We start from the raw sequence: 12101 nt of genomic DNA, 5'->3' as shown, positions 1-12101 counted from the left end.
ATACAGAACTTAGTCAAAGAGGAATTGACAAGTAAAGAGGGAGCCCGCATTTATGCCAAACGCAAGGTGGATGTCGAACCTGTATTTGGTAGGATGAAGGGTGTTTTTGGCGTGCGCAGAGTCCATGTCAGAGGTCAAAAAGTGGTTGAAACTGAGATAGGATTCCTCCTAATGAGTATGAATCTCACGAAATTGGCTAAGAAATTAGTCCAAGATAATAGAGATAAAAAGAAAAACACAGACAGTACGGCTGGATTTCATCAGAAGCAGCTCAATCTGTCTGTATTTTTTATTTACTGGCTAGTTTTTGCCCAGCCTCTTTTATAATATTTTAGATTATTGAGCAATCAGAAAATTCTGGTTGCTTTTCTATTAAATGATTAGTTTGTAACAGCTAGAGTTTGGGATGGTTGCTACAATTTCTTCCAGTAAGCCTTGTATAAAAATAGCTGGAGTAATCCTGAAAGGATGACTATCAGGGTTGCCAGTCCAGAGCTTACTAAGGTTGGACCAATGATGGTAGTCATTACACTACTGATGACGAGCAAGATGAATCCGAGAATCATTGTTAGCAAGATGGAACCAGCAATCAGCCACTGACCTGCTCCGCGACCAAAGAGCTGATTGGAATTTTGCCAGTTGAGCATGAGTAGGCGCTGGTCCCTCCAGTAATAAATTTGTCCAGTTAGTAGGGCAGAAACAAGCATTCCTAGACCGAAGAAGAGGGTTAAAACAGCGTTTACTTGAATAACAAACAAGGCTAAGGCCAGATAAAGCAAGGTTGGAAGGATGAATTGGACTGCAGCAATTACCCAAAACTTCTGAATCGTAAACTGTTTGAAGTTAATGGGTAAGGTTCGGATGAAGTGATAGTTTTCCTTTTCCAAGGACATTGCTGTTCCGATAAAGGTTGTAGCACCTGCGAACATATTTCCCAACAAACATCCAGCCAGTAAAGCAATTCCGAAAAATTCCCAAGAAAGAGAACTCAATCCGTCCCCTTCAGTAAATTTAGAAATAGAAGGAAACATGGCTACTCCCATGACCAAGGACTGTAAAAAGGTCTGTACCATGAGGTTGCTGTCGTTTAGGGTAGATAGGTGATGTTTGATAAGGGCTTGGTTTAAATTCTGCGGTAATTTCTTCGGCTTGCCGACTTTGCGTTTGGCAGAAGCAGTATCAATAGCCAAAACTTGCTGGAAATAATTTGGAATAACAGTCTGAAAGGCAAAGTAGAACAGACCGATCATCAACAAAATTGGCAGGACTAGATGGACAAACGTTCCGATTGACAAGGTCTGGCTGAGGAGATAGTGAAAACCGACAAAAATAGGTATTTTTGGAAATTCAACAATCCCACCAGATTGAAGGGAAATGGTTTGCTGAGACTGGAGAAACATGAGAGCCCCTAATGAAACCAAGGATGAGCCTGTCAAGAGGAGGGTAGAAATGGTTGTTTTATGAGGGCTCTTGGTAAGAATTTCCCCTACAAAGTGCATGAAAATCAAGTTGAGAAGATTAACCAGAAGCCATAAGATAGCGAAACTAGGCAAGGCCAATACTGCAAAGGCTGGTCCTGCTATCTGCCAATAGGCAATGATAAGAAGAGAGAGACAGGGCATAAGGAAGGGCAAAACCATTCCTTGAGCCGATAAGAATTTAGCGATAAAGACTTCGCTGGCTTTAAGGGGAAGAGGGAGGTAGAGTTTGGTGTCCTTACTATCGTAAAAGACGGAAAAGAAGCCTGTAAATCCATAAACAGTTGCCAAGATGGCAAAAAGAGCTAGTTGTAGGGAGAAGAAACCAGTGGACCGTTTGTAATCAATCCCCAGAAAGAAAGCAGAATAGAGGATAGCCATCAACAGAATGAGGAAGACCTGCTGGATAAGAATACTACGATAGGCTGAAAATCGCCCATCTTTATTCTTATTTTGCTTTTTCTTAACGGCAGCTAGCAGTTGCGGGTTGGAGTAGAGGATATTGATTTTGGTCAATTCCCAAATCAGTGATTTGTTCATCAATCCTCACCTCTACTTTCTTGCTGGCGACCTGCTAATTCTAGGTAGATGGTTTCCAGATCCTTGTCAGGATAGTGGGATTTCAATTCTTCCAGACTTCCTACGAAGATTAGTCGTCCCTTTCTCAGAATGCCGATACGGTCGCAGAGTTGTTCTGCAACAGACAAAACGTGGGTCGAAAAGAGAACGGTCTTGCCACCTTTGGCATGGTCCTTCATCATCTGCTTGAGGTCAAATGAGGCCTGGGGATCCAGTCCCGTCAAGGGTTCATCCAAAATCCAAATGTCTGGGTTGGGAATGAGGGCACCAATGATAATGGTTTTCTGCCGCATACCGTGGGAGAAGCTGTCGATGGGCTCATACTGGCGAGCAGTCATGTCAAATAGAGTAGCCAACTTGTTGATACGCTGGTCTACTGTCTCCTTATCCACCCCGTAGACCTTGCCGAGAAAATGCCAATACTCAAAAGCTGTCAAGTGCAAGAAAATATCAGGCGAGTCGGGTACATAGGCAATCCGTTTTTTGACTTCATCCCGATTTTCTTCCAGTTGAAGTCCGTCAACAGTGATGGTTCCTTGGCTAGCTTCGATGATGGAGGTGAGCAGGCTGATGGTCGTCGTCTTGCCTGCTCCGTTATGTCCAATCAGGCCGAAAATCTCGCCACTTTCGATGGTCAAATTCAAATCATCAAGGGCCAGGGTGTCGCCATAGGCTTTAGTAACATGGTTAAATTGAATCATAAGAACCTCCTAGATAAATATAATAAATTACAGTTATTATACTGCTATCTTAGTACAAATGCAATAGTTTTTTAGAAAAAAGTTAAGAAACTCACAAATCCTATCTATAAGAAAAATTTGCTATAATAGACCTATGATTAACCGAAATACTGAAAACCAATTCAAACTTGTATCAAAATACTCCCCGTCTGGTGACCAACCTCAAGCTATTGAAACCTTGGTGGATAATATCGAGGGGGGCGAAAAAGCCCAAATTCTCATGGGGGCGACTGGTACTGGTAAGACCTACACCATGAGTCAGGTCATCGCCCGCGTCAACAAGCCCACTCTGGTCATCGCCCACAACAAGACCTTGGCGGGTCAGCTCTACAGCGAGTTCAAGGAATTCTTCCCAGAGAATGCAGTCGAATACTTCGTGTCTTACTACGATTACTACCAGCCCGAAGCCTATGTACCGTCTAGCGATACCTATATCGAGAAGGATAGTTCGGTCAACGATGAGATTGACAAACTCCGTCACTCAGCGACCTCAGCACTTCTCGAACGCAACGATGTCATCGTCGTGGCTTCCGTTTCCTGTATCTACGGTTTGGGATCGCCCAAGGAATATGCTGACAGCGTGGTCAGCCTGCGACCAGGTCAGGAGATTTCCCGTGACCAGTTGCTTAATTCCTTGGTAGATATCCAGTTCGAGCGCAACGACATCGACTTTCAACGGGGACGCTTCCGTGTGCGTGGCGATGTGGTGGAGATTTTCCCAGCTTCTCGTGATGAACACGCCTTCCGTGTGGAGTTTTTCGGGGATGAAATCGACCGCATTCGTGAGATTGAAAGCCTGACAGGTAAGGTTTTGGGCGATGTGGACCACTTGGCGATTTTCCCTGCCACCCACTTCGTGACCAACGATGACCACATGGAAACGGCCATTGCCAAGATTCAGGCGGAACTGGAAGAGCAGCTCAAGGTCTTTGAGGCAGAAGGAAAACTCTTAGAAGCTCAGCGATTGAAACAACGAACCGACTACGACATTGAAATGCTACGAGAAATGGGCTACACCAACGGAGTTGAGAACTATTCACGACACATGGATGGGCGAAGCGAGGGCGAGCCTCCATATACTCTGCTGGACTTTTTCCCTGAAGACTACCTGATTATGATTGACGAGAGCCACATGACCATGGGGCAGATTAAGGGGATGTACAATGGTGACCGCTCACGCAAGGAGATGTTGGTCAATTATGGTTTCCGCCTCCCAAGTGCACTGGACAATCGTCCGCTGCGCAGGGAAGAATTTGAGAGCCATGTCCACCAGATAGTCTATGTATCTGCGACGCCGGGTGATTATGAAATGGAGCAGACTGATACCGTTGTCGAGCAGATTATTCGGCCGACAGGGCTTTTGGATCCAGAAGTGGAAGTCCGTCCAACCATGGGCCAAATGGATGACCTCTTGGGTGAAATCAATGCCCGTGTTGAGAAGGGTGAGCGGACTTTTATCACTACCCTGACTAAGAAAATGGCAGAGGACTTGACCGACTACCTGAAAGAAATGGGCGTCAAGGTCAAGTATATGCACTCGGACATCAAGACCTTGGAGCGTACGGAGATTATCCGTGATTTGCGTTTGGGTGTCTTTGACGTCTTGATAGGGATTAACCTCTTGCGTGAAGGGATTGATGTGCCAGAAGTCAGTCTGGTGGCTATTCTAGATGCTGACAAGGAAGGTTTCCTCCGTAATGAACGGGGGCTCATCCAGACAATCGGTCGGGCGGCCCGTAACTCTGAAGGCCATGTGATTATGTATGCGGACAAGGTTACTGAGTCTATGCGCAAGGCTATGGAAGAAACAGCCCGCCGCCGTCAAATCCAGATGGCTTACAATGAGGAGCATGGTATCATTCCACAGACCATTAAGAAGGAAATCCGTGACCTGATTAGCGTGACCAAGGCTGTCACTCAGGACAAGGAAGAAGTGGTGGACTTCAATGCCCTCAACAAAGACGAACGCAAGGCTATGATCAAGAAACTGGAAGGTCAAATGCAGGAAGCAGCAGAAGTGCTTGACTTTGAACTGGCAGCTCAGATTCGTGATATGGTTATTGAGTTGAAGAATATGTAAACAAAGAAGATAAATAGCGATTGGAAAAGGATTCCAGTCGTTTTTTCTAAAATATTTCCCGTATTTTTTTGGGTTATATAATCAAAGTCCCTATTTCTACTTTCTTACTTTTAGATAGAATCCGTATTTTCTACGAGTAATGGACCGTAATACTTGTTTCCTTGCACTTGAGGGAGTATAATGGAAGAGTATATTCTTAAGGGGATTTGAGAAATAATGAAGAAACAATTTAACGAGAAACAAGAGCGTTTCTCACTTCGTAAATTATCGGTAGGTCTTGTTTCAGCGACGGTGACAAGCCTATTTTTTGCGACTTCCATTGCTGCGGCACCGTCTATTAGTGCCCAGTCAATTAATTATACTTATGTAACTGAGCAAGAGTTGACAGATGCAGAAAAAGAATTGATTATTCGAGACCTGCCAGGTTTGGCTCAAGCGACAGATGCTACTTATTACTTGGTCTATCGTCCAGTAGGAGCGAGCAAGACACCTGTAGTGGCAAATACCAATAGTCAATCAAAAATCTTGCCAAAGACAGGCGTTATAGAGAATGCTGCCATGGCAGTAGCAGGTCTAACGCTTCTGGTTTTGGCTGTAAAGATTGGTAAAAAAGGGAAGAAGGAACTTGCGGGAGTTATCATTCTTGCCGCAACGGGTGCAAGTTTCCTGGCACCGACCAGCTCAGCCTTGACTAGCCATATTTTGGCTCAATTCAACCATACGGTAGAAAGATCAGCAGGTCAGGCCTTGCCAGCGCCAGCTGACATTGAAGGCTATGTTTATGTGGGCTATTTTAAAGATAGCAGAGCAGTAGACGAGCTTCCAGCAGAGGAGAAAAAGCCTGTAGAAGAAGTGGTTACCGAAGTTCCAGATACGGCACCTAGTCATCAAGTGCCAGCTGTTGCGATTACTGAAAAGACTCTCACAAAGACAGAAGTTATTGCTTTTGAAACTCAGACGGTAGAAAATCCTGCCTTGGATGAGGGAACAGAAAAAATTGTTCAAGAAGGTCAAAATGGTGAGCGGACTATTACCATCAAGCAAACGCTGGTAGATGGTCAGGTTCTGAAGGAAGAAGAAGTTTCATCAGAAATTACCAAAACTGCTACTCCAAAAATCATCGAGATTGGCAGTAAAAAAGCTGAAGAGCCTATTGTAACGGATGTTCCAGATACGGCACCAACACACGAAGTTCCAGCCTTAGCAGTTACGGAGGAAGTCACTTCCCATTCAGAATCGATTGCCTTTACAACTGAGGAAATCTATGACGATACTCTTCCAGAAGGTACTAGACAGACAGCTCAGGCTGGCCAGGCTGGTCAAAAGACCATTGAAACCAAGCAAACCTTCATTGCTGGTGTCTTGGTTCAATCAGAAGTTGTATCAGAAACGGTCAGCCAAGCCCCTGTTAATCAGGTTGTAAAAATTGGTACCAAACCCATTACTGCTCTACCAGATACAGCTCCAACGCAGGAAGTACCAGAAGTTATTTTGACGGAAGATACGACGACCAACACGGAGGCTATTCCGTTTGAAAGTCAAGTCATCTATGATGACACCTTGGCGGAGGGAACTCGAAATGTGGATCAAACAGGTGTTGCAGGTGTTCGGACTACTGTCACTAAGAATTACTATGCTGATGGTGTCTTGATCAAGTCTGAGCAGATTTCAAGTTCGGTGACAAATTCACCAGTGACTGAGATTGTTCGCCTTGGTACAAAGAAAGCTGATACAGTCACAACGGAGACGGAATCAGCTACAAAAGTCATTCCATTTGAAATCAGCTACCAAGATGATGCGACCCTTCCAGTTGGTGAAGAAAAAATCATTACTGCTGGTCAAAATGGATTGGCGACTGTTACAACAACCTACACTCTTATAAATGGCGTTCGTCAGGCAAATCCAACAGTCACTGAAACTGTGACTACTCAGCCTGTGCCTCAAGTAGTAGCGCGTGGTACGAAAACGGCTACCCCAACTCCAGTTGAAGGTACGGAAACCGTTACGGAAACAGTTGATATTGCCTTTGAAACCAAGACGACAGAAACAGCTGACCTCTACGTTGGTCAAGAACAAGTTCTTACGGAAGGTAAAAATGGAAGCAAGGAAATCACCACTACTTATGTAACCATTGACGGTGTTCGTCAGGCAAATCCAACAGTAACCGAGAAAGTAACCCAAGAGCCAACAACCAAGGAAGTTCTCAAAGGTACCAAGCCAATCGAGGGTACAGAAACTGACACAGAAAGAGTTGACATTGCCTTTGAAACCAAGATTACCGAAACAGCTGACCTCTACACAGATGAGGAGCAAGTAGTTGTTGAAGGTAAGGTTGGAAGCAAAGAAATCACCACTACCTACCAAACAGTCAAAGGCGTTCGTCAAGCAAACCCAACTGTGACGGAGAAAGTTCTGGTTGAGCCGACAAGCAAGGAAGTTCTCAAAGGTACCAAGCCAATCGAGGCTACAGAAACTGACACAGAAACAGTTGACATTGCCTTTGAAACGGAGTATGTTGATGATCCTACACTGTTAGAAGGTAAGACAAAAGTTGTAACAACAGGTGTCAATGGTTCTAAGACGATTACAACAACCTATAAAACCATCAAGGGTGTTCGTCAGGAAAATCCGACTGTAACAGAAGAAATCACCAAAGAACCAGTTAAGCAAGTCATTGCGCGTGGTACAAAAGTCGAAAAAGTGCCACAAGTTGTTATTACTAATTTGGTAGAGAATGATGATGCTAAATCAGCAACAATCAGCTACAAGTTGACAGATGAAACGTCTAACTTCCTCCGAGCTGTTGCCCTTCTTTATGACAATACAGGTGCCTTGGTTAAAGAAGAGGCCATTACAGATCCAAATGGTCAGTTGACATTGGAAAATCTTGATTTCTATACAGACTATACAGTCAAAACTAAGATTTTCTATACAATGGCAGAGCAGGAACAAAGCTCAGAGCAAGAAGCTATTCTTGAAAGCATGCGTCAGTTTGACCTAGTTTACAAGAAGATTGAAATCAAGGATATTGATGCGGTGACGGTTTACCGCCGTAAAGATGGTAAGTATGTCGGTCAAGAGTTTTTAGAAGAACTTCCAGCATCGGCTAATGAACTATTTATCAAGGTAACATCCGATCGTTTTAAAGAAGTCTATCTTCCAGTTTCAAGCGTTGAGGAAACGACTTTGAATGGCAAGGCTGTCTTCAAAATGGTTTCCTCCTTTGACCAGTTGGTAGAGGATAAGAACAACCAATACGTTGCAAATCGTGAGTTTTACATTCCGAAGATGGCGACGGATGCCAATACCTATACATCTTTCAAAGCTCTGATTGATGCCATGAAAGCAAATTCTAAAGGCACCTTCAAACTGGGGGCTCACTTGGATGCCAGTGAAGTACCAGTTGGTGACGTAGCTTCATACGTTCAGAATTTTAGTGGTACCTTGGACGGAGTAAATGATGGCTATGCTTTCTCAATCAGTAACATGAAAGCACCACTTTTCTACAACCTTGGTGGTAAAGTTCAAAACTTGGACATCAAAAATGCTCATTTACAGACAAGCACCACCAATCCTCTTGCTACCATTGCTGTCAATGCCAATAATGCATCGGTCACAAACGTAGCAGTAGAGGCCAGCCTAAAAGGTCCACAACATGTATCTGGTCTAGTTCATTCCGCAACCAACTCGACTATCAAGGATGTATCCTTCAAGGGAAGTATTGAAGTAACCGGAACTGAAGCAAGCCTAACTGGTGGTATCTTGGGTAACGGTACGATGGCAAGTGTCGGAAATGCCAAGGTTGATGCGACCATTACCCTACCAGGTACGACAAATCAAGTAGCTGGTGGTATTGTAGGCCGTACCATGCTTGTCTACGATGTACCAGGAAGTGTCTATAATGCATACGCAACTGGTTCTATTGTGACGACTGAATCAGCAGCCATTGTCGGTGGCATCGCAGGTGCCAACCAAGTAACGGGTGCCTATGCTCCTTATAGTGGTAACGTCAACAATGTTATCAGTGATATGACTGGTACGATAAGCATTATCGGTCAACCTGCAAATCCAAATGGTAAGATTAAAGATGGATTTACAACCAAGGCAGATGACTTGACTAATGTCAAAGTGATTACTGCTGAAGAAGCACAAGCAAAAGTGGAAACTATGAATATTCAAGCGACAATTAGTGATTCTGTTCCGCTTAACCTAAATCATTATTCAGTAGATTACTTGACCCTGAAGCAGGCGCAAGCTGACCATGAAACTGCCTACTACAATATGGAGAAAATCCTGCCATTCTATAACAAGGAATTGCTTGTTTACTATGGAAATAAAATCGCAGTAGATGATAAGCTCAACAAGGTTCGCTTGTTGGATGTTGTTCCAATGAAAGATACAGCCTTTATTGCAGATGTCCATACTGAGAAAGCCACTATTAACAAGATTATGCTTCACTATGCGGATGGTACGGTGGATTATAAGTCAGTTTCTTATCTGGAAGATTTTAAAAACAATCATGTGGTAGAATACACGATTGCTGGTACGGACTTGATTTACACGCCAGAATCCTTCTTGAATGACAGAAGCGCCCTTGTTAGCGACTTGGTAAATAGTCTATCGAGTGTAGTACTTGATTCAGATGCCATGAAAGCTGTTGTCAATTATCCGACTAAATTAGATGCCAATAGACAGACTGGCACAGCTAAAGATTTCTACTTTGGTGAAAGCTTTGACCAGGTGAAAGCTAACCTAGAGAGCAATGTCCGTAAGATTTTAGTTGCTAGCCTAAACGGTCAAGGACAGGCTTCTGAAGCCTACATAAAAGAGAAGATTACTGACAATAAGGAAGCCTTTCTTCTCGGTTTGACTTACTTGAACCGTTGGTATGACATCAATTACGGGGATGTAAATACCAAAGATTTGACCATCTTTGAACCTGATTTCTTTGGAAATGATGCTGCCTCTGCCCTTGATATGATTTTAGCAATCGGTAATGGTGGCTATGATGTTCTTCGTGCCCATAACAACGTAAGTACCTATGCTTCAGCTATTGGTAAGCAAAATAAGCAGGCTTCGCTCTTTGATATGGTGGAAGCTTATCGCAAACTCTTCTTGCCAAATCTGACAGACAACGAGTGGTTCAAACAAACAACCAAAGCCTATGTTGTTGAAAGCAAGTCGCAGGTCGCAGAAGCAGCTGCCAAGCAAGATGCTGCAGAGAAGCACAGTAAGTATGCACTTGCCGTGTACGACAAGATCACCAATCCATCTTGGGAATATCGCCAAATGCTCTTGCCACTACTGACCTTACCGCAAGAGGACATCTTTATCATCAGTAACATGAACACCCTCGCTATCGGTTCTTATGAGCATTATGTGGATGATTATAAGGATCCTGCCAAACGGGATAGTGTCCGTCAGTTAGTCGATAAAGCAGCTATCATGCAGCGCGACAATGCTGATTTCTGGTATAAGATTCTTGATGAAGAAAACAGAGACAAGCTCTTCAGAACGGTGCTCAATAATGAAGGTTTCAAAATGTATGGCCCAGATGGACAGGCTATCTACCGTAATCTTCTTGCAGATGTGGATGCTATTCAAGATTACTATGGCCCAATTAACAAGTGGTATGCAGAGGGAGGAACTAAAACTGCCTATGCCAACGGGAAAGAAACCTTCTATGTTATCTATAGTATGCTAGATAACTATGGTACGACTCTCTACACTCATGAAATGGTCCATAACCAAGATGGTTCTACCTACCTCCACGGCTATGGTCGTCGTATGGGACAAGGTATGGAATTGTTTGCAGATGGTTTGCTTCAAAACGTATCTTCAGTCGATCGGACAATCCTTGGTTTCAATGCGGTCTTCACGAGTGACGCAGCCAATCGTGTTCACGTCGGTGACCCAGTTGCACGCTTCAATAGCGAGCAGGACTTTAATGAGTATTTCCACAATCAATTTGATGTCCTCTATCTATTGGATTACATCGAAGGGATGACAGTCCTTGAAAAACCAAGTAGCCTGAAGAAGGATTGGTTCCTCAAACTTGAAAATTACTACATTCAAGAAAATGGCAAGAATACCCATGCTGGTAACCGAATGACGACCTTGACAGAGGAAGAGGCTGCTAAATTGACTACTTTTGATGACCTAATCAACGGAAGCATTATTGATCGTTATGGTTATCAAAGTGTGAAATACAATACTGATTTACAACGCAATGGCTACTACAGTGTTCCGATGTTTGCAGGGAATTATTCAGCCCTCTCCAATCCGAATGGATCACCAGGTGACTTTATGTTCCGTCGTATGGCCTTTGAGTTAATCGCAGCGAAAGGTTACACAGATGGATTTGTACCGTATACCTCAAATCAATTATCTGACTATGCTATGAGCCAGAACTCCATTACCTATGATAACTGGAACAAGAAGAATACAGGTCTGATTACAGACAAACATGTCTTAGATCAAGTCTTTAATGGTGAGTATGTAAGCTGGGAAGCCTTCAAGAAAGCGATGTTTATGGAGCGTGTCGATAAAGCGAAAGCAGGCAAACTGAAGCCATTTACGATACAGTATGAATTAGGTGTTGCAAATTCAACCAAGGAAGTCGTGATTTCGACCTATGACGATCTTCAAAGACTGATTAGCGCAGCGATTGATGCTGATATTCAGAACAAGTCATACGGCAGCGACAAGAGCCGACTTTCAACGCTGAAAATCAAGATTTATCAAGCCTTGATGAACGCTACAAATGATTTCAGAACATCTATTTTCAACCCATAATCTATTGAAAGAAGTCGGCCTTGGCTGGCTTCTTTTGCTATGAGAATCCGTGGAGTTTCTCGCTTGTTAGACGGCACAAGATAGGAACAGGGGTGCTATCCTTGGTGTAGAGACAGCATAGGCTCACTCCACCTTCAACTTTCAAAGGTTCTGCCAGACTTGAAAGCCTGGGCAGAATGATTTTCATTGACTAGAGCACCAGATAGGCTAATAATGATAATTTTTTGAAAATTTTAAGCAAAAACCTTGAAAATTGAGGGGGGGGGGGTGATATACTAGTAGTGGTATTTTAAATATCATCCTTTCTAGCTAGGAAAAACCATTCAAGATTTAGGGTTTACTATAGACTGTTTGTTTACCAATCGAATGATTTATCAATGATAAATTCTCCCCATATCCAACTATCACTAATACTCAATGAAAATCAAA

At 43.4% G+C, this 12101-nt stretch carries 4 protein-coding genes and 1 pseudogene; 3 read left to right on the top strand and 2 right to left on the bottom strand.

From position 1 onward, the window contains the following. Positions 1-208, top strand: a pseudogene (locus C1G57_RS03840) (transposase); the annotation flags it as partial. Positions 209-413: 205 nt separating this feature from the next. On the opposite strand, the gene C1G57_RS03835 reads toward C1G57_RS03840, so the two are convergent. Together C1G57_RS03835 and C1G57_RS03830 are read right to left on the bottom strand one after the other, a co-directional pair. Then, the gene (locus tag C1G57_RS03835) at positions 414-2018 is read right to left on the bottom strand and encodes a permease (RefSeq protein ID WP_105113816.1); all 1605 of its coding nucleotides are present in this window, start codon (positions 2016-2018) and stop codon (positions 414-416) included. Continuing rightward, a complete protein-coding gene (locus tag C1G57_RS03830) occupies positions 2018-2758 on the bottom strand; it encodes an ABC transporter ATP-binding protein (protein WP_105113815.1) in 741 nt (246 codons plus the stop codon). Before C1G57_RS03830 ends, C1G57_RS03835 begins: the two co-directional genes overlap by 1 nt. A 133-nt stretch (positions 2759-2891) precedes the next feature. Here C1G57_RS03830 and uvrB point away from each other — a divergent pair, with 133 nt between their 5' ends. Both uvrB and C1G57_RS03820 read left to right on the top strand, forming a co-directional pair. Next, on the top strand, positions 2892-4877 hold the full coding sequence (gene uvrB, locus C1G57_RS03825) for an excinuclease ABC subunit UvrB (RefSeq protein WP_105113814.1): 1986 nt from the start codon (positions 2892-2894) through the stop codon (positions 4875-4877). A 216-nt stretch (positions 4878-5093) separates the two neighbouring features. Beyond that, the gene (locus tag C1G57_RS03820; protein ID WP_105113813.1) at positions 5094-11672 is read left to right on the top strand and encodes a ZmpA/ZmpB/ZmpC family metallo-endopeptidase; all 6579 of its coding nucleotides are present in this window, start codon (positions 5094-5096) and stop codon (positions 11670-11672) included. Positions 11673-12101: the final 429 nt, after the last annotated feature.

Origin of the sequence: Streptococcus suis (assembly GCF_002960425.1) — a bacterium.
GTDB lineage: Bacteria > Bacillota > Bacilli > Lactobacillales > Streptococcaceae > Streptococcus > Streptococcus suis_S.
This window is presented reverse-complemented; position numbering and strand designations above follow the sequence as displayed.